General features: G+C 69.4%; 17 protein-coding genes. 9 read left to right on the forward strand and 8 right to left on the reverse strand.

Annotated features, from left to right (window positions below):
• Window positions 1-325: 325 nt before the first annotated feature.
• From DT057_RS08760 to DT057_RS08770, 3 genes are all read right to left on the reverse strand, one after another.
• Window positions 326-1,378: an acyltransferase family protein gene (locus DT057_RS08760; RefSeq protein ID WP_162501356.1), complete on the reverse strand. Its 1,053-nt coding sequence runs from the start codon at window positions 1,376-1,378 to the stop codon at window positions 326-328.
• Window positions 1,379-1,623: 245 nt separating this feature from the next.
• Window positions 1,624-2,814: a cystathionine beta-lyase gene (locus tag DT057_RS08765; RefSeq protein ID WP_238313898.1), complete on the reverse strand. Its 1,191-nt coding sequence runs from the start codon at window positions 2,812-2,814 to the stop codon at window positions 1,624-1,626.
• Window positions 2,815-3,061: 247 nt separating this feature from the next.
• The gene (locus DT057_RS08770; RefSeq protein ID WP_162501357.1) at window positions 3,062-3,739 is read right to left on the reverse strand and encodes a TetR/AcrR family transcriptional regulator; all 678 of its coding nucleotides are present in this window, start codon (window positions 3,737-3,739) and stop codon (window positions 3,062-3,064) included.
• A 176-nt stretch (window positions 3,740-3,915) separates the two neighbouring features.
• On the opposite strand from DT057_RS08770, the gene DT057_RS08775 reads away from it, so the two are divergent.
• The 7 genes from DT057_RS08775 to DT057_RS08805 all read left to right on the forward strand — a co-directional run bounded on the left by DT057_RS08775 (window position 3,916) and on the right by DT057_RS08805 (window position 11,734).
• A complete protein-coding gene (locus DT057_RS08775) occupies window positions 3,916-5,265 on the forward strand; it encodes an MFS transporter (protein ID WP_128561703.1) in 1,350 nt (449 codons plus the stop codon).
• Between the two features lie 113 nt (window positions 5,266-5,378).
• A complete protein-coding gene (locus DT057_RS08780; RefSeq protein WP_128561704.1) occupies window positions 5,379-6,152 on the forward strand; it encodes a cyclase family protein in 774 nt (257 codons plus the stop codon).
• Between the two features lie 30 nt (window positions 6,153-6,182).
• On the forward strand, window positions 6,183-6,959 hold the full coding sequence (locus tag DT057_RS08785) for an enoyl-CoA hydratase/isomerase family protein (protein WP_238313900.1): 777 nt from the start codon (window positions 6,183-6,185) through the stop codon (window positions 6,957-6,959).
• Window positions 6,960-7,026: 67 nt separating this feature from the next.
• Window positions 7,027-9,423: a xanthine dehydrogenase family protein molybdopterin-binding subunit gene (locus tag DT057_RS08790; protein ID WP_128561706.1), complete on the forward strand. Its 2,397-nt coding sequence runs from the start codon at window positions 7,027-7,029 to the stop codon at window positions 9,421-9,423.
• Window position 9,424: 1 nt separating this feature from the next.
• On the forward strand, window positions 9,425-10,270 hold the full coding sequence (locus tag DT057_RS08795; RefSeq protein ID WP_128561707.1) for an FAD binding domain-containing protein: 846 nt from the start codon (window positions 9,425-9,427) through the stop codon (window positions 10,268-10,270).
• Window positions 10,267-10,737 carry a (2Fe-2S)-binding protein gene (locus tag DT057_RS08800; protein ID WP_128561708.1) on the forward strand — a complete coding sequence of 157 codons (471 nt, stop codon included), beginning with the start codon at window positions 10,267-10,269 and terminating at the stop codon, window positions 10,735-10,737. Before DT057_RS08795 ends, DT057_RS08800 begins: the two co-directional genes overlap by 4 nt.
• 139 nt (window positions 10,738-10,876) lie before the next feature.
• Window positions 10,877-11,734 carry an NAD(P)-dependent oxidoreductase gene (locus tag DT057_RS08805; protein ID WP_128561709.1) on the forward strand — a complete coding sequence of 286 codons (858 nt, stop codon included), beginning with the start codon at window positions 10,877-10,879 and terminating at the stop codon, window positions 11,732-11,734.
• A gap of 296 nt (window positions 11,735-12,030) precedes the next feature.
• Here the strand turns inward: DT057_RS08805 and DT057_RS08810 are convergent, their stop codons facing one another.
• The 5 genes from DT057_RS08810 to DT057_RS08830 all read right to left on the reverse strand — a co-directional run bounded on the left by DT057_RS08810 (window position 12,031) and on the right by DT057_RS08830 (window position 17,237).
• Complete coding sequence (locus DT057_RS08810) at window positions 12,031-12,558, reverse strand: cupin domain-containing protein (protein ID WP_162501358.1); 528 nt, start codon at window positions 12,556-12,558, stop codon at window positions 12,031-12,033.
• 188 nt (window positions 12,559-12,746) lie between these two features.
• Entirely contained in the window at window positions 12,747-14,000 is a 1,254-nt protein-coding gene (locus DT057_RS08815) for a CaiB/BaiF CoA transferase family protein (protein WP_128561711.1), read from the reverse strand.
• The gene (locus tag DT057_RS08820; protein WP_128561712.1) at window positions 13,997-15,406 is read right to left on the reverse strand and encodes an MmgE/PrpD family protein; all 1,410 of its coding nucleotides are present in this window, start codon (window positions 15,404-15,406) and stop codon (window positions 13,997-13,999) included. Before DT057_RS08820 ends, DT057_RS08815 begins: the two co-directional genes overlap by 4 nt.
• Window positions 15,403-16,434: a TRAP transporter substrate-binding protein gene (locus DT057_RS08825; RefSeq protein ID WP_128561713.1), complete on the reverse strand. Its 1,032-nt coding sequence runs from the start codon at window positions 16,432-16,434 to the stop codon at window positions 15,403-15,405. The genes DT057_RS08820 and DT057_RS08825 overlap by 4 nt, the downstream gene beginning before the upstream one ends.
• 80 nt (window positions 16,435-16,514) lie before the next feature.
• Window positions 16,515-17,237, reverse strand: a complete 723-nt coding sequence (locus DT057_RS08830; RefSeq protein WP_128561714.1) for a GntR family transcriptional regulator — start codon at window positions 17,235-17,237, stop codon at window positions 16,515-16,517.
• A 101-nt stretch (window positions 17,238-17,338) separates the two neighbouring features.
• On the opposite strand from DT057_RS08830, the gene DT057_RS08835 reads away from it, so the two are divergent.
• Both DT057_RS08835 and DT057_RS08840 read left to right on the forward strand, forming a co-directional pair.
• The gene (locus DT057_RS08835; RefSeq protein WP_128561715.1) at window positions 17,339-18,070 is read left to right on the forward strand and encodes an enoyl-CoA hydratase/isomerase family protein; all 732 of its coding nucleotides are present in this window, start codon (window positions 17,339-17,341) and stop codon (window positions 18,068-18,070) included.
• Window positions 18,071-18,188: 118 nt separating this feature from the next.
• Window positions 18,189-19,109 (forward strand): hydroxymethylglutaryl-CoA lyase, encoded by a 921-nt coding sequence (locus tag DT057_RS08840; protein WP_162501359.1) that lies wholly within the window; start codon window positions 18,189-18,191, stop codon window positions 19,107-19,109.
• Window positions 19,110-19,120: the final 11 nt, after the last annotated feature.

The following is a 19,120-nucleotide window of genomic DNA, read 5'->3' on the forward strand; positions in this document are numbered from 1 at the left end:
CGCCTTCGCCCTCGCCGCTGTCGAGGCTCAGGCCCGAGCTCTCGCCCTGTCTCACCGCGCCGATCGGCGACATGCCGCCACCGGCATGCTCGGCGCCTCTTCCCGTTGCAGGCGACGCGCGCGGACGCCCGGAGGTGGGCCAGTCGGCCCCGAGGCGCGTGCGGGCTCTTCCCTCGTAGCCCCCCCTCCGCCCGGAGAGATGTCTCGTTTGCGCCAAGGCTCCGCGTTCAATGCCGAGCGCAGCAGGCGGAGTGAGCACGAGAAGGATCACGCCCGCTCCGGCTGGCGTTGCTCTCCGTGATGCGTGCTGAGTCCGCACGGCATCCTATCGCCTCGCCGTGCCGAGCATCGGGACGTGAGGCCACTTGATATCCTTCAACTTGAGGGCGTGCTTCTCAATCAAGTGCCAGGAGGCATAGCCGCACAGCGCCGCCAGCACGATCGACGGCACGAACACCGCCCACCAGCTGCTCATCCCGATCGAACCGCGTATCATCTGCTCTAACGGCCATCCAAAGAGATACATGCCATACGAAATGTCGCCAAACTTTTGCAGGCTCGGAACCCGTGCTGTCTGGAAAGTCGCCAATCTTATGATTGGGTAGGCGCCGATCAACGGGAACAATGCCATGACCGTGCCGGAAGCAAGTCCAACCAGGAGAAGGCTCGCGCATGCCAGCATGGGCCAGGCCGGGAGTTCCTTGCCTTGACGGATCGTCGCGAGCAGAGCGCCTGCCAGGAAGGAAGGGCAGACAAAGAAGAAATCGGCCAGCAGCGGCCGCCAAGTGTCAGGCCAGCCGGAAATCAACAGGGCTTGCGCTCCTATGAACAGGAACATCACCACCGGCCAAGTCAGGCACCGGGCAAAATGCAGAAGCGCCACCAGTGCGTAGCACATCAGTTCATATCGGATCGTCCAAAGTGAGCCATTCAGGCCCTCTCCGACACGGCCAGGGTCGGTATAGAACACCACGGTTGAGACCGACCATGGCTGTAGATACAAAATACCCCTTACGGTGTACTTGAGAAAATATAGACCGGAGAGATACTCGAACAAAGATACTACAGTGAACATGGATCCGATAATCAGTGACGTGATCAAGAGACAGGCAAAAAGAGCGGGATAGATCCTGATTGCCCGGTGCCACATGAATCGAAAAACATTCGAGGTTCTCTTCGCGCTGAGGGTGACCAGGAACCCACTGATGATGAAGAACGTGAAGACGCCATAGATGCCTACGATGTTGTGAGGTCCAAGCAGGCGCACCAGCGGCTCATTGACTTCGCTGCCTTCCGCTATCAGGAATGCGTGTGAGAAAATGACTGACGACGCAGCGATCAGGCGCACATAATCAAGCAACGGCCATCTCTGTTGCATCATTCCTCCCCGGCTTTCGCCGCCTCGGCTTCAAGCCGCATCATCGAGCCGCGCAGCCACAGGGTCTACGCTGGCAACCAGGACATTGCCGCTCATCCTGCCCTGTCGTCCCGACATCGGTGGTGGCGCCACGCTCTCGCGTCACGGGCGCCGACCGAGGCGGGTCTCGCGAGGTGGAAGGGACACGATCGTGTTCTGGACGGATCGCCACAGGGGGACCGAGGGCTGCGTGCGAGGTAGAGCGGTCATCCCTGCTCGCCTTCGGCCAGCGCGAGCGCGTGCTCGAGGTCGCCGATGAGGTCCTGCGTCGCCTCGAGGCCGACGTTGAGCCGTACCAGGCGCGCGCCGTAGGATCGCGCGTTGGAGCCGGGCGCCGGGTAGGCCATCACGAGGCTGGTCGTCCCGCCCCAGCTGTAGCCGATGCGAAAGAGGCGAAGCGCGTCCACGAACCGTGCGACCCGGTCCGCGTCCCATTCGTCGGCGAACACGAACGAGAACACGCTCGCCGAGCCGGTGAAATCGCGCTGCCAGATCGCGTGACCCGGGCAGTCGGGGAGACCGGGATGCAGCACGTTTCCGACCTCCGGCCGCGCCTTCAGCCAGGTCGCGATGGCGAGTGTCGAGCGCTCGAGCGCGGCGAGCCGCACTGCCAGCGTTTCCAGGCCGCGGAGCGCCAGCGCGCAATCGTCCGGAGACACCGCGAGGCCGAGCAGCCTGTGCACGGGGCCGACCCGGGCATAGGCGGCGTCATCCCGGACCGAGACGCTGCCGAGCAGCAGGTCGCTGTGGCCACCGACATACTTGGTCAGCGCCTGCATCGAGAGATCCACGCCGGCCGCGAAGGCGTCGAACAGGATCCCGGCCGCGTAGGTGTTGTCGAGCGCGACGGGCACATCGCGGGCGTGCGCGGCCGCCACGATGGCGGGCACGTCCTGCACCTCCATCGTGATCGAGCCAGGGCTCTCGCACCAGATCAGCCTCGTCGCGGGGCGGATCCGGTCGGCGATCCCGGCGCCGATGGTCGGCGGGTAGGTCTCGACCGTGATGCCGAGCCCCTCGAGCAGCCCAGGGCCGAGTTCCTGGTTCGGTCCGTAGGCGCTCTCGGGCACGAGCGCGTGCGATCCGGCGGTGCAGAAGGCGAGATAGATGAGGACGATGGCGGCCTGGCCGCCGGGAACGACGAAGCTGTGGTGCGCGCCTTCCAGGTCGGCGATCCGCGCGCCGAGCTCGAGAACCGTGGGGGTGCCGTACAGGCCGTAGGTGTAGCGGCCCGTCCGCCAGTCGTCCTGAGCGTCAGCGAGGCGCTCGAACACCACTGTCGAGCCGCGGTGCACGGCTGGAACGAGCGAGACGAAGCCGCCCGGAGCGCCGACCTCCGGCTGGATCAGCCGGGTGCGCCAGTCCCGGCGGCCGACCGGGCGCTTGATCTCTGTCACGGCTCACCTGCTGCTGTCATGGACGTCGGCCGTGATGCTGGCCGCTGCGACCGGATCGAACAACCCGCGACGGGCGGCCCATGCCGCCCCGGACCTGTCCCGCATCGTCCCGGCGATGTCCGTGAGCCGCACTCATGCGAAAGCCCATCGGTGCCGGCGATGCCGCGCGAGCCCAGCCTGCGAAACGTATGGCCGGAAGCAGCCCCTGTTGCCAGTCAATGGACGGGCTCGCTTCACATCAATCGCGCTACGATGACGTTGTCTCCAAGCGGAGTGCGCGGATCCCGGCTGCCACGAACTCGACGAGGAGCTCATAGGGGCGCCGCGTGTCCGGATCAGCCCCGAGCCGGAGAGCACGATTGTTGGGAGCGTGCGCCTGCATCCGGGCGCCGATCGCGAACAGGTAGGCCCAGACCGCGCGTTCCCGCGTCAGGTCCGGCAGCACCCGCTCGAAGGCCGTGATGAACTCTTCGGCCGAGGGATCGTAGAACCGCTTCACGATCTCGATCGAGCGCTCATGGCCCGAGATCGTGACGCCGGCCAGCATCTGCACGTAGTAGCGAAGCTTGCCGCGATCCTCGCCGATCAATCGCTCCAGCGGCATGAACAGGACGTCGAGCACCTGCTCCAGGCGCACTTCCGTCCGGCTGTCAAAAAGGATCTCAAGTTTCTCCTTCCTCACTTGCAGTATGACTTTGGCGCGACGCTCGAAGACGGCCTCATAGAGCGCCAATTTGTTTTCGTAATGATAATGCAGCAGCGATTGCGCGATGCCGGCGATCTGCGCGATCTCGCGCATGCTGCCGCCATCGAAGCCTTGGGCGCCGAACACCTGCTCGGCGGCATCGAGGATCGCCGTGCGGGCCAGCCCGTTCGGCTCCGCGCTCGCCGGGCGACCGACCGGTCTTCTCAACGCCCTCTGCAAGGCATCCTCCGTCTGCGAGCCGCGAACCGCCTGTTCATGGGATGCCCGGGGTGACAGCGCAAGCCACCGCCTCGTCGATCCAAGGGCTCACACGAAACGCATGGCCACGCTCGATTTCCTATTGACTGATCGATCAATCAATATCAAGGATCGGGCAACGACGGGAGGGGAGGACCATGGGCGCCACGAACATCGAGGCCGGTCGCGCGGACGCGCCGGTCGCCACCGCCGACGAGCCGCGGGCGATCTACGCCAAGATCACCTGGCGACTGATCCCGGTCCTCTTCCTCTGCTACGTGATGGCTTATCTCGACCGCATCAACGTCGGCTTCGCGCAGCTGCAGATGAAGGCTGACCTCGGTTTCAGCGATGCCATCTACGGCCTCGGGGCCGGAATTTTCTTCGTCGGCTACTTCCTGTTCGAGGTGCCCAGCAACATTCTCCTGGAGCGGATCGGCGCCCGCAGGACGATCACGCGCATCATGGTGGTCTGGGGCCTCATCTCGGCTGCCATGGCCAGCGTGCATCAGCCCTGGCTGTTCTATCTCCTGCGATTTCTGCTTGGAATATTCGAGGCGGGATTTTTCCCTGGCATCATCCTGTACCTGACTTACTGGTATCCGGGTGCGTACCGGGCCCGGATCATCGCGATCTTCTCGAGCGCTTTCGCGGTCGCCGGGCTTCTGGGCGGTCCCCTGTCGGGTTGGGTCATGACCGACATGGCCGGCGTCTGGGGGCTGCGGGGCTGGCAGTGGATGTTCATCATCGAGGGTCTTCCGACCTGTCTCGTCGGCCTGTTCGTGTTCACCTACCTCGACGACAAACCCGATCACGCGCGCTGGCTGAGCCAGGAGGAGAAGGACCTCGTTCGGCGGAACCTCGCGATCGAGAACGCCGATGCCTCCGACGGGCACGGGCTCGGGGACTACCTGGCGGCGATTCGCGATCCGAAGATCTATGCGCTCTCGCTGAGCTGGTTCTGCTTCATCTGCGGCATCTACATGATCAGCTTCTGGCTGCCGACGCTGGTCAAGGAAATGGGCATCGCGAACCCGCTCCATGTCGGCTTGCTGACGGCCATTCCCTACGGCGTGAGCGTCGTCGGCATGATCCTCATCGGCATCCACTCGGATCGCCGCCTCGAGCGCCGCTGGCACTGCGCCGTGCCGGCCTTCGTCGGATCCCTCTCGCTGATCGGCCTCGTCTACGCGCAGGGCAACGTGGTGATGTCCTTCGTGCTCCTGTCGATCGGCTCGCTCGGCATCATCACCACGGTGCCGCAGTTCTGGGCCATCCCGACGAGCTACGTGAAGGGCTCGGCGGCGGCCGGCGGCATCGCCTTCATCAACAGCCTCGGCCTGGTCGGAGGCTTCGTGAGTCCCTTCACGCTCGGCTGGATCAAGACCTCGACGGGCAGTCTCGTGCTCGGGAACTGGCTCGTGGCCGGCATCCTCGCGGTCGGCGGCGTCGTCATCCTCGCCGCCGTGCGGCCCGGCATGCTCCGGGAGACCTGCATGCGCGCCTGATCGCGCGACGCGGGCTGCCCGCGAGAGCGGCCCGACGGTGTCGGCGTGAAGTGTGGCAAGCCGGCCGCGCGGCCGTGGCCGGGCTGGACGGAACAGAGAGCAGGGAGACGATCATGCAACGCTTCGTCGACATCTCCATGTCGATCGAGAACGGGGTGCCCTCCGACCCGCCGGGCTACGAGTTCCAGGTGGACTACATCGGCCACGCCGACACGGTCCCGATGCTGCAGAAGCGCTACGATGGCCTGAAGGCCGAGGAGCTGATCGGCGGCGAGGCATTCGCGCTCGAGAGCGTTCGGCTGTCGAGCCACAACGGCACCCACGTCGACGCCCCCTGGCACTACGGGTCGCGCATGGCGGACGGAACGCCGAGCCGGACCATCGACCAGATGCCGCTCGACTGGTTCTTCCGGCCCGGCGTGAAGCTCGACTTCCGGTCCCGTCCCGACGGCTACATCGTCACGCCCGACGACATCGACCGGGAGCTGAGCCGGGTCGGCTACGTCGTCCAGCCCTACGACATCGTCGTGGTGAACACCGCGGCGGGCGCACGCTTCGGCACGCCCGCCTTCCCGCAGAGCGGCTGCGGCATCGGCCGCGACGCGACCCTGCACCTCACCGCGATGGGGGTCCGGGTCGTCGGCACCGATGCCTGGAGCTGGGATGCCCCGTTCCGGTTCGTCGCCGAGCGCTACGCGCGCGACCGGGACGCTTCCATCATCTGGGAAGGGCACAAGGCGGGGCTCGAGGTCGAGTACTGCCAGATCGAGAAGCTGCGTCACCTCGATCAGCTTCCGCCGCACGGTTTCCGCATCGCCTGCTTTCCCGTGAAGATCCACGCCGCATCAGCCGGCTGGACGCGGGCCGTCGCGATATTCGAAGAATGATATCGATAAGGGCTTGTTCATCCCATGAGCATGACGACGCTTGACCGGGTCGAGACCACCTTCGACACCTACAAGGATCGCTTCCAGACGATCAGGATGGAGCGGCAGGACGGCATCCTGGAGATGCACTTCCACTCCGACGGCGGCCCCCTCCGCTGGAGCCTGCTCGCCCACAACGAGTTCGAGGCCGCCTTCCTCGAAGTCGGGCGCGACCGCGGCAACGAGGTCGTGATCATGACGGGCACCGGCGACGAGTTCTGCGGTCCGGCCATCGCGCCCGGCCAGCATCCCAACCGCAAGATCATGACGCCGGAGAGCTACGACCCGATCTTCTGGGAGAGCAAGCAGATCCTGCCGCATCTGCTGGCGATCGAGGCGCCGGTCATCTCGGCGATCAACGGGCCGGCGGTGCGGCATGCCGAGATCCCCCTCGTCGCCGACATCGTGCTGGCCTCCGAGACGGCCTACTTCCAGGACACGGCGCATTTCCCAGGCGGCATGGTCCCGGGCGACGGCATGCACATCATCATGCCGCTCCTGATGGGCCTCAACCGTGGTCGCTACTTCCTGCTCACCGGCCAGAAGGTGACGGCCGCGGAGGCGCAGGCCATGGGTCTCGTGGCCGAAGTCCTGCCGCCCGAGAGACTGCTCGAGCGGGCTCGCGAGCTCGGCCGCCTGCTGCTCCAGCAGCCCAAGCTGGTGCGGCGCTACACGCGGATCGCCCTCACCGAGGAGCTGAGGTCGCGCATGCACGGCCTGCTCGCCTACGGCCTCGCGCTCGAGGGCATGGCCAGGATGAAGAGCTGAGACAATCCGAGCGGGACAATCGACGGCGTCGACCCCGGTCGGCGCCCCGGACGGAGACGGACCTCTGATGGACGCGACGACATTCGCCGAGGGGGCAGACGGGACGGCCGAGACGTGGATCGGCCGCTCGGTCGCGCGCCTCGACGGACACGCCTACACGGCTGGGCGGGTCCGCTACACGGCCGACCTGATCCCGGCGGACGCCCTCCACGTGGCGCTCGCCCGCTCGCCGCACGCTCACGCGCGCATCGTGTCGATCGACGCCGATGCGGTGCGCGGGATGCCCGGGATCGTCGCGGTCGTCGACGGGGCCGAGGCGGGGCGCCTGTGCACGCCGATGCCGATGGCGCTGCCGTTCCGGCCGCCGCACGCCGACCGCGCGATCCTCGGCCGCTGCCTCGCGGACAGCATCGCGCACTTCGCGGGCCAGCCGGTCGCCGCCGTGGTTGCGGAGAGCCAGCACGAAGCCGAGGCGGCTGCGGACCGGCTCGCGGTGCGCTACGAGGTGCTCCGGGCCGTCCGCAGCGCGGACGAGGCCCTCGGCGAGGCCGCGCCGATCGTCCATCCCGGCTGGGACTCGAACGTCGTCGCCTCGGACCGGGTCACGGCCGGCGACCCGGCGGGGGCGTTCCGCCTTGCCGCCCGCGTGGTGCACGGCGAGATCGCGGTGCGTCCCTCGACGGCCGCGCCGATCGAGCCCTTGTGCTACCTCGGCGCCTGGGACGAGCGCCTGGGCCGCCTCACGCTCACGGGCACGCTGCAGAACCCCCACACCACGCGCTGGCAGGTCGCCGCCTCGCTCGGGCTGCGCGAGACCGACGTCAGGGTCGTGGCTCCCGCCGCCGGCGGCGCCTTCGGCTTCAAGATGGCGGGCCACACGGAGGAGGTCCTCGTCGGGCTGCTCAGCCGGCGCCTCGGCCGGCCGGTCGCCTACGTCGAGAACCGGCGCGACACGATGCGCGGGCATTGCCGCGAGCAGACGCACCGCTTCGCGATCGCCGGCGACGCGGACGGCCGGATCCTCGCGTTCCGGGACTCTTTCGTCGCCGACGTCGGCACGATCGGCCCCGGCAATGGCTGGACCATGCCGCTCATCACCGCGACGGTGTTCCCCACCGTCTACGACGTCCCCGACATCGAGGTCGACGCGACCTTGGTGGCGACCAACAAGGCGCCCTGGCAGCCCGTCCGCGGCTACGGCAAGGAAATCGCCAACCTCGTCATGGAGCGCGCCGTCGACCTCCTGGCGGGCGCGCTCGGTCTCGATCCCGCGGCGGTCCGGGCCCGCAACCTCGTCCCGTCGAAGGCATTGCCGCGGCGGCTGCCGTCGGGCCTGAACGTCGACAGCGGCGACTATTCCGAGGCGCTCGCGCGGCTGAGGGCGCTGTTCGGCTACGAAAGCTGGCGCGAGCGCCAGGCTGAAGCGCGGTCTCGCGAGACGCGCATCGGCATCGGGATCGGCTTCGAGCTGACCCCGGAAGGCGGTGCGCGGCCCGGGGCCTTCCCGAGCGGGTTCGAGACGGCCAGCATCCGCATGTCGCCGACGGGCGACGTGCAGGTCGCCCTCGGCGTGACGTCGCCCGGCAGCGGCAACGAGACCGGCATCGCGCAGCTCGTCGCCGGCGTTCTCGGTCTGCGGCCGGAGGCGATCCGCGTCGTCCAGGGCGACACCGACGCGGTCCCGGTCGGGACGGGAAACGCCAGCAGCCGTGCCCTCCTGTACGGCGGAGCGGCGGCCCACCTCGCGGCGAGCGACCTGCGCGCCAAGCTCGCGGTGTGCGCCGGCAACGTTCTCCAGGCCCGCGCGGAGGACATCCGCTTCGCCGGCGGCCGCGCGCACGCTCCGGGCGGCGGGAGCATCGGCCTCGCCGCGCTCGCCCTCGGCGCCCACACCCATCCGTTCACCGTGGGAGACGGGATCGAGCTGCCGCTCGAGGCGACGCGCAGCTACCGGGCCCGCAACGTGCGCGTCACGCCGGACGAGGCCGGCCGCATCGCGACCTACTCCTCCTTCCCGTACTCGGTGCACGCGGCCGCGATCGAACTCGATCGCGGCACGGGCCGGGTCGCGGTGCTGGACGTAGCGGCGGTCCACGATTGCGGCGTCATGGTCAATCCGGCCCTCGTCACCGGGCAGATCAGGGGTGCGATCGCGATGGGCATCGGCGCTGCCCTCTGGGAGGAGACGACCTACGCGGAGGACGGGCGGCTGACGAGCGATCGCTTCAAGACCTACCTTCTCCCGCGGGCGACCGACCTTCCGCCCATCCGGGTCGGCCACATGTCGACGCCGAGCCCGTTCCATCCGCTCGGCATGAAGGGCGGCGGCGAGTCGGGCCTCGGCGGGGCGCTCGCGGCGATGACCAACGCGGTCTGCGACGCCCTCGGCCCCGTGTCGCGGCGCCTCGTCACGGTGCCGGCGACGCCGCCGCGCCTGCTGGCGATCCTGGCCGAGGAGGCGTGACGTGATCCGCAGCCGCTACCGGTTCGCCCGACCGGCGACGCTCGAGGAGGCGACCGCGCTCCTCGCCGCCGAGGGCGGCGCGAAGGTTCTCGGCGGCGGGTCGGTCCTCGTTCCGGCGCTGTCGGCCGGCCTCGAGGACCCGGGCCTCGTGCTGGATTCCGGCCGGCTCGGCCTGAACCGGATCGAGGCCACGGACCGCGCCGTCACGATCGGGGCCGGTGCGACCTACGCCGCGCTCGGCGCGAGCGAGGCGGTCCGGACCCGCGTGCCGCTCCTCGCCGCGATGGTGGCGGAGGTGACGGGCGGGCCCGGCCTCTGGAACCTCGCGACCCTGGGCGGGGCTGCCTGCCACGCCAACCCCGCCTCCGACGCCCCGGGCTGCCTGAGCGCGCTCGACGCGCAGTTCCGTCTGGCGTGCGCGACCGGCTCTCGGCTCGTGCCGGCGGCGGATTTCTTCCGCGCCCCGTTCCTGACGGCCCGGCGGCCCGACGAGATCCTGACGGCGATCGTGCTGCCCGTCGCCGCGCGGCCGGGTCCGAGCCGCTACCTCAAGCTCAAGCACGCGGCGAGCTCCTGGCCGATCGTCACCGCCTCCTGCCTCGTGGCCGGCGGGCCGGGCGCGCCGCGGCTGCGCCTCTGTCTCGGCGGTGCGGCGCCGGTCCCGGTCGTCGCCGAGTGGCCCCTCGGCAGCCTCGGGCCGGAGGACGCCGCCCGCCTCGCCGCCGACGCGTGCGGGCGGATCGAGACCGAGTGGACGGACGAGCTCGCCGGGCCAGGCTACCGGCGGTCCGTCGCTGTCACGATGGCGGCCCGCGCCCTGCGTTCCGTCCTGGAGACGCCCCGATGAGCTGCACGTCCCGCCTGCGCTGCACGATCAACGGCGTCGCATGCGACCGGGAGATCGATCCGCGCCTCCTGCTCGTCGAGGCGGTCCGGGATGTCGCGGGTCTGAAGGGCACCCGGGTCGGCTGCCTCACCGGCGATTGCGGTGCCTGCACGGTCCGGATCGACGGAGCCGTCGTGAAGTCCTGCCTCGTCCTCGCGCTCTCGGTGGAGGACCGCGCCATCACGACGATCGAGGGTGCGGGGGATCTGACGGAGATCCAGCACGCCTTCGTGGCCGAGAACGGCTTCCAGTGCGGCTTCTGCACGACCGGGATGGTGCTGACCGCGGCGGAACTCCTGCGCGACAATCCCCGGCCGAGCGAGGCCGAGATCCGCCGCGCGATCAGCGGCAACCTGTGCCGGTGCACGGGCTACGACGGCATCGTCGCGGCGGTCCGGCGCGCCGCCGAGGCGCGGGCTCGAGCCTGACGCCGAAGACGGCCCTGCTCGGGCCGGCCCGCCGGGGCCGCACACGCACGCCCCCCGGGCGAGGGCTGCGATCAACCGCCTCCGGGGAGAGGCTCCGGCCCTCGCTCAACCCTCACGCACCACGCCAAGGAGGCACACGATGGATGTCGGGATGATCGGGCTCGGCCTCATGGGTCGGGCGATGGCAACCAACATCGCCAGGGCCGGCCATACGGTCCGAGCCTGGAACCGCTCGCCGGCGGAACCACCCGAGGGTGTCGCCATGGTCGACCAGCCGCGGGAGGCGATGCAGTCGGACGTCGTTCTCACGATGTTGTCCGACGACGCCGCGATCCGTGACGTGGTCCTGGCTCCGGGTGTCCTGGATCAGGCGCGGGCCGGCCTCGTCCACGTCGTCACGTCGACGATTTCGGTGGCGTTCGCCGACGAGCTGCATGCGCGGCATGGCGAGCTCGGGATAGGGTACGTCTCCGCGCCGGTCTTCGGCCGTCCGGACGTCGCTGCGGCTGCGCAGCTCGGCATCATGGTGGCGGGGGCGCCCGACGCGGTGGCGAAGGCGCGCGCCGTGCTCGATGGCATCGGCCGGAAGACCTGGGTGCTGGGAGAGGACCCGAAAACCGCCAATGCAGCCAAGATCGCCGGGAACATGATGATCGCGACGGCGATCGAGAGCATGGCGGAAGCAGCCGTGCTGGCCGAGAGCTGTGGTCTCGATCCAGCCGTGTTCTTCGATCTGGTGCTGCAGACACAGTTCGGCGGCAGCCGCGCGTACGAGAACTACAGCGCGAAGATCCTGAAGGGTGAGTTCGAAGCCGGCTTCCGGCTGCGCCTCGGCCTGAAGGATCTCGGGCTGGCCGCGGCCGCCGCCGAGGGAGCCGGGCGCAAGCTGCCGCTGCTCGCTGCCCTGGTGTCCCACATGCGGGCCGCCGCCGAGGCGGGGCTCGGGGAGAAGGACTGGTCGGCGGTGGCCGAATTCACGAGAGACGCTTCAACATGATCTGGCAGTATCTCGGCGAAAGCCGTGTCGACGGCGGCTTTACTCTGATGATGTCGTTGATAATCGGTGATATCGAACTTAGTTAACGCTGATTGATTTCGCGGCAGGCAATCTGGGACCAAGCCGGACCGGCGTGTCCGGCTTGGTGGGCGGCATCGTTCGCCTGTGCTCCCGGGAGGACGCAAGCGGCCCCCGGTGTCAGAGGGTGGTCGTTCACGGCCTGCGTCAGGATCGGCACGAACCGCCATGCACGCGCAACCGCGCCTGCCGTTGCGACATGACGGAAGGATCGATTTCTATCGGGTGCCAACGCGCTCCGAGTAGAAACCGGACATGTTCTCGGGCGGTGTCGTCATCGTCAGATAAATGAAAATACCATCGGTCGTGTTTTCGACCCCGTGGGTTGCGCCCGGAGGTGTGCGTATGACGTCTCCTTGCTTGACCTCCTTGGTTTTCCCGTCGGAGAGCAGGAGAGTGGCTCTGCCACGCTCAACGATCCAGATCTGCTCCGAACGCGGGTGACTGTGCCGCTCCGAGAGCGCTCCAGGCTGCATCGTCACTCGTGTGATCGTGACGTGGGAGTCTGGCGCATTCTCCGGCCAGACGATCTGGGCGGAGTCCTTTCCCGGATTGCGGAGCACGACGGCGTCTTCGGTCGAGAGGATCTGGACGGGCAAGGGCAACTCCTGCGGTTGGGCTGATTTCATCACAGGCGTGTCGGCTGCGCTCGCGGGGCGAAGGCACAGTGAAGCCGTCGCCACCAGCAGGGTGAGTGCTGCTCGCTTCAGTGGAAAATTTCCGACGATGCCCTGGCGTATTGTCATATCCTGCCTCCACGATGGAACATCGATCGGGATTGAGAGCACGGGACATCGATGGCGGCGCGAACATGCTCGACCATGCCGGCGACCTGTCATCAGTCCATGGCCGGCTGCCGGTTCGCCGCCAGCGCAGCAAATCGTGACTTCAGTGATTATGATTGATCATTTTGCTTTGGATAATAGGACCGCCCTCAGATCACGGTTTCTCGCCGCCACGTATCCACGTCGGATCTCGTGAACCCGAGCAGATCAACGTAGACCTGGTCGTTGTGGGCGCCGACCGGCGCCCCGGGCCAGGCGATGCTGCCCCTCGCGCCCGCCTCGTCGAAGCGCGGGATCACGCCCGGATGCAGGGTGGGGCCGATCAGGGGATCCTGGACCTCGCAGATCATCTCCCGGGCCTGGAAGTGAGGGTCGGCGGCGCAGTCGGCGACCGTGTAGGTCCGGCTCGCCGGGATCCCGGCCGCGTTCAGCCGCCGCTCGGCCTCGCGCGCGGGCAGCGTCGCGGCCCAGTCCGCGATCGCGCCGTCGACCTCGGCCCGGTGCCGGAGCCGGTCGACGTTCGTCCGCAGGCGCGGGTCGCTCGCCATGTCCGGGCGGCCCATGAGGGTGCAGAGGCGAACGAAGATCGGGTCCGAGTTGCCGGCGATCACGAGCCACTGCCCGTCCGCCGAGCGGTACGTGTCCGACGGGACGGCGGTCGGCATCGCCGACCCTTGCGGCCGACGGATGCTGCCTTGGGTGCCGTATTCCGGCAGGATGCCCTCCAGGAGGCTGAACACGCCCTCGTAGAGTGCGATGTCGACCTCCCGGCCGATCCCCGTCCCGGCGACGTCGCGCTCGTAGACGGCCGACAGCACGCCCGCGACGGCGTAGAGCGCCGTGATGTCGTCACCGAGCGAGATGCCGGTGCGGACCGAGGGAAGGTCGACCTGCTCCTCCGGGAAGCCCGTGAGATAGCGGATCCCGCCCATCGCCTCCCCGATCGCCCCGAAGGAGTGGCGATCCTTGTAGGGGCCCGTCTGGCCGTAGCCCGAGATGCGCGCCAGGATGATCCGCGGGTTGAGGCGCTGCAGGTCGGCGAAGCCGAGGCCCCAGCGCTCCAGCTGCCCGGGCCGGAAATTCTCCACCACCACGTCCGCCCAGCGCACGAGCCGCTCGATCGCCGGCCGGGACGCCTCCGCCTTCATGTCGAGCGTGACGCAGCGCTTGTTGCGGTTGTGGAGCGACCAGATGACGGAGTGGCCCCGGGATTGGACGCCCCAGGTCCGCAGCGGCTCGCCTGCGGGCGGTTCGACCTTGATCACGTCGGCCCCGTGGTCGGCGAGGATCCGCGTGCAGAACGGCGCCGCGATGAAGTGGCCGAGCTCGAGCACCTTCAATCCGCGGAGGGGACCGGTGGTGGCCGCGGGCGTGCCGGCCCCGGCTGGCTTTTGCGAGGTCATGGGCGATCCTGAGAGGGGTGGAGCGAGGGGGGCGGAGCGAGGAGGCCGGTCACGTCGTTGATGTCGGGAGCCGCATCCAGGCGCAGGATCCCCCGGAGAGCCGCCTCGGCGCGGCTCTCCCCGAGCACCGGCCGGGCCGCCGCGAGGAAGCGTGAGGCGAGATCATCCTCGGACATGGAGCGGAAGTCCGCGACGCGCGCCTCTCGCCTCGTCCCGTCCCGGAGCCACACCCGCAGGTGCACGGGCTGGCGTCCGTCCTGGTCCGGGCCTTCGGTCGCCAGGAGCCTGCACCGCGTCGCCAACTGCGCGACGCGCGGATCGTCGGTCCGGCTCCAGGATGCCTCGCGAACGCCGCCGGCTGCCAGCACGGCCGCGACGGCGAACTGAATGCTCTGCTGCACGGCCGTCAGGTCGGCGAACGGACCCGGGTTGTCGCAGCCCGGGAAGAGGACGGCCCGCTGCGTGGTGGCGATCTCGACTTGCCGCACGGCCTCGGGGTCGAGCGGACCCTCCGCGAGCAGGCGGGCGGCGGCCTGGATCGGCGCCTGCGCGAACACGCAGGCCGGCGTCGGCTTGTGGACGATGTCCTCGATCAGGAAGCGGCGCCCGAGCCCCTCCGTGACCAAATCGGCCCGCGCGAGCGCCGAGAAGCCCGCGAGCAGCCCGGACCGCCCCTCGAGCACGCTCGGCGCGGCCTGGGCGCCCGCCCGGGCGAGGCGCACCGCCGCGAGGGCGCTGCGGGCCGCGAACCCGGCGTGGTAGACGTGCTCGTTGGTTCCGGCATGAACCCACTCGTTGAAGCCGCCCGCCGTGTGGCAGGCGAGCGCCATGGAGCGCACCGCTTCCGATCGGGAGAGCCCGAGCGCGCGCGCCGCGGCCGCGGCGGCGGGACCCGGACCGAGCAGCCCGGTCGGCCGGAAGATCGCGGCAAGCTCGGGCGTGATGACCGCGAGCCCGAGCCGGATCATGACCTCGTAGCCCGCGACGATGCCCGCGAGCGCCGCCGCCCCGCTCACGCGGCCGGCCTCGCCCGCCGCGAGGACGGCCGGGATCACGACCATGCCGGGATGGCTCGCGGAGGCCGGGTGCGTGTCCGTCCGGATGCTCGCGGCGGCCGAGACCGCGTTGACGAAGGCCGCGGCCTCCATGTCCGCCCGGTCCGGGCGGCCGAAGACCCGGCTGCCGCCCTCCCCGGGCCGGGGCGGAACCAGCACTGCGAGGGCCGCCTCGCTCCCGGGTGTCGTGCCGATCGTCAGGCAGGCCGAGACCGTGTCGAGGACGCAGAGCCTGGCCTTCGCGAGCACCGAGGCGGGCAGCCGCCCGCAGTCGAGCCCGGTCGTGACCGCGACGATCTCCTCGATCACGGTCGCGCGAGGGCCGTCGGCGAGAGTGCGCCCGGCCGTCATGCGAGCGGGCCGACCGTCGATTCGAGGATCGCCCAGGTCTCGTCGCCGAACTTGGCGCGCATCTCGCCGTAGAAGCCGGACTTCTTCAGCACCGCCCGGAAGGCGTCGCGATCCACCTCGTTGAACGCCAGGCCGGCCGCCTCGACCTCCTTGCGCACGGCATCCGTCCGGCTCCTCACCTCGGCGCGCTCGTCGATCGCGGCCTTGTTGAGGTTCGTCTCCAGGATCGTGCGCAGATCGGCGGGCAGCGTCTTCAGCGTGCGCGCGCTCGTCAGCGTGAAGTAGCCGTCCCAGATATGCCCGGTCAGGGCGCAGTTCTTCTGCACCTCGTACAGTTTGCCCGTCTGTACCACCAGGAGATCGTTCTCCTGGGCATCGACCACCTTGGTCTGCAAGGCGGTGTAGAGTTCGTCGAAGTTGATCGGCGTCGGAGCTGCGCCGAGCGCCTTGAAGCAGGCGACGAAGAGCGGGGCGACCGGAACGCGGATCTTGGTCTCGCGCAGGTCGGCGGGCCCCCGGATCGGCTTCGATCCCGAGGTGATGTGCCGGAAGCCGAGGTCCCACTGCTTGTCGAACGCGTGCAGGCCGACGGCGGCGATGCGCTTGCGCAGGTGCTCGCCCAGGGCACCGTCGAGGGCCTGCCAGACCTGGTCGTAATCCTTGAACGCGAAGGCGGTGTTGTAGATCGTCGTGACCGGGGCGAGGGTCGACAGCACCGATCCCGACAGCGTCACGAGTTCGAGGCCTCCGGAGCGGAGTTGCGACAACGCCGACGTCGAGCTCCCGAGCATGTAGCCGGGATAGACGTCGAGCTTCAGGCGTCCGCCGGATTGCTCGGCGATGACGTCCGCGGCTCTCTGCGCGTGCGCGTTGATCGGGTGGTTCGGCGGGATCGTGGTGGCGAGCTTGAACGCGAACTCCGCCGCGTTCGCCGGCCGGGTCAGGATCGCGGGCGCCGCGAGGGCGGCCGAGCCGAGGAGCGCGCCCTGCAGCCAGGCTCGCCGCGTGCTGGAATGCGATGTCGTCACGTCGTCCTCCCTGTGGCTACCCGGGCGCCTTCGTGGGCTGCTCCGGTCCGTGAGCGGCGCCGGCCTCGGCCGGCCGCCGTCTAAGCCGAGCCGGGTGCGCTCCGGTCCGGGCGGAGCGGAGCCTCCCCGGTCACCGCGCCGGTCGGGATCACCTGCAGCAGGCGTCCGAGACGCGTCCGGAACAATTCGACGTGCGCTTCGGCCGCGCGTCCCGCCGCGTTGACGTCGCCCGCGCAGACCGTCGCGATCAGCTCGTCGTGGCAGCGCACGAAGCCCTCGTCGCGATGCGTGTTCTGGACGGAGAGCCACCAGATGCGCTGGCTGAACGAGGCGAGCCGCTCGGCGTAGTCGGCCATGAACGTGTTGCGGCTCATGGCCGCGATCAGGCCGTGGATCGCCGCGTCGCTCGTCAGGATCCCGGTTCCGTCGTCCGGGCGGCCCGCGTGCTCCCGGAACTGGGTGCCCGCCATCCCGAGCCGCTCGCGCTGCTGGGCGCTGCCGCGCTCGGCCGCCAGGCGCGCCGCCGGCACCTCCAGCACGAGCCTGATCTCGACGATCTCGGCGAGCTCGTGGGCGAGGATCGGGGCCACGAACGGCGTCTGGCGGGGCCGCGCCACCACGAGCTTCTCCGCGGCGAGGCGCTGGATGGCCTCGCGGATCGGCGTGCGGCCGAGAGCCAGCTCGTCGACGAGGTCCGCCTCGTTCAGCAGCTGCCCCGGCTCGAGCGCGAACGTCAGGATGCGCCGCTTCAGCTCACGGTAGGCGTGGGGGGCTTTGCCCTTGAACGGGATGGCGTCCGTCATGCTCGATCTCCTCGAACCATATTGCAGATATATCCAGGATATGGCAAGAGGGTCCCCGGTGGTTCCGTGCGGAAAAAAGGGAACCGGGGAGGAGATGGTTCATGCCAGCCACGCTTGAGGTGCGCCGCGAGGGCGCAGCCGCCGTCTTCGAGATCAATCGGCCTGAGGATCACAACAGGATCGACATGGCGACCATGGACGCCATGATCGAGCAGGTCGGCGTCATCGATCGGGACGCTTCTGTCCGTGCGCTCGTCCTGACTGGACGGGGCGAGTACTTCTGTGCCGGCGGCCGGATCGGCGGCTACCCGGTGGGCAAGCTGCAGGATCAGCTCGATTACGCGCGCGCCTTCACGGTGCTCCAGGAGCGGCTCGGGCGCAGCCGTGTCCCCGTCGTCGCCGCGGTGAACGGCCATTGCCTGGCGGGTGGCATGAGCCTGCTCGAGGCGGCCGACCTCGCCATCGCGGCCGACACGGCGCAGTACGCCTACCCGGAGATCGAGAACGGCCTCTTTCCCATGCTGGCCATGGCGGTCGCCCGGCGGGGGCTGCCGCCCAAGATCGCCTTCGACCTGTTCTACTCGGGACGCCGCATCGACGCGGCCGAGGCGCTCCGGCTCAACCTCATCAACGCGGCCGTGCCCTCGGAGCGCTTGTGGGACGCCGTCCGGGCCAGGGTGGCGGAGCTCGAGCGGCGCAGCGGCGGAGCCATGATGGTGGGGCGACAGGCCTACTACGCGATGGGCAACATGACGACCACCGCGGCGCTCGAGTACGCGCAGACCGCCCTGATCGCGTCGCTGCGCGCGGCAGAGGACGCCAAGGCCGGCTGAGCGCCGGCGGCCCGGCGGCGATCGGGAGGCCGGTCGTCGCGGCCGTTCCCGAGTTCGCGACCGACGGCCCGCGCGGCCGATCCAGCCCGCGACGCGACGAATGGACAGGAGACGATCGATGACGGATCACGCGACAATCTACGAGGTCGGCCCCCGCGACGGCCTGCAGATGGCCAAGGCCACCATGCCCACGGCAACCAAGCTGCGCTGGATCGACGCGATGGCGGCGGCGGGCGTGGCACACATGGAGGTCGGCAGCTTCGTGTCGCCCAGGCACGTGCCACAGATGGCGGACACGGCGGACGTCGTCGGGCACACGGTCGCGATCGCCGGCCTGGAGACCATCGCCCTCGTGCCGAACGAGACGGGCGCCCGCCTCGCCTACGCGGCGGGGTGCCGGAGTCTGGTCATTCCGGTGTCGGTCAGCGAGACCCACAGCCGCTCCAACATCAACAAGGGGACGTACGAGCAGGTGGCCGAGGTGGCGCGCCTGGTCGCCTGGCTCCGGGCGCAGGATGAACCCGTGCTGGTCGAGACGGCCTGCGCCACCGCGTTCGGCTGCTCGTTCGAGGGCGCCGTGCCGGAGCGGCGCGTGGTCGAAGTCGCGACCGCATTGTTGCAGGCCGGAGCCGACCGCGTCAGCCTCGCCGATACGGTCGGCTACGCCGCCCCGAACGCGATCCGCAGCCTCGTTCGCGCGACCCGCGCGGCGGCGGGCGGGGCGTTCCAGAAGCTCCACCTCCACGACACGATGGGGCTCGGCCTGGCCAACGTGCTGGCGGGACTCGACGTCGACGTCCGCCACTTCGACGCGTCCCTGGCCGGCCTCGGGGGCTGCCCCTTCGCGCCCGGCGCGTCCGGCAACATCGTGACGGAGGACCTCGTGTTCCTGCTGGAGAGCATGGGATTGAGGACGGGGATCGACCTGGAGGCGCTCGTGGCGACGCGGGCGTTCCTGCGGGAAGGGCTCGCGGGCGAGCCGCTTCACGGCAGTGTCGGCCGGGCCGGCATCCCCCGGACGTTCCGAGCGGCCGCCTGAGCCGGCCCTGA

Origin of the sequence: Methylobacterium crusticola (assembly GCF_003574465.1) — a bacterium.
Taxonomy (GTDB): Bacteria; Pseudomonadota; Alphaproteobacteria; order Rhizobiales; family Beijerinckiaceae; genus Methylobacterium; species Methylobacterium crusticola.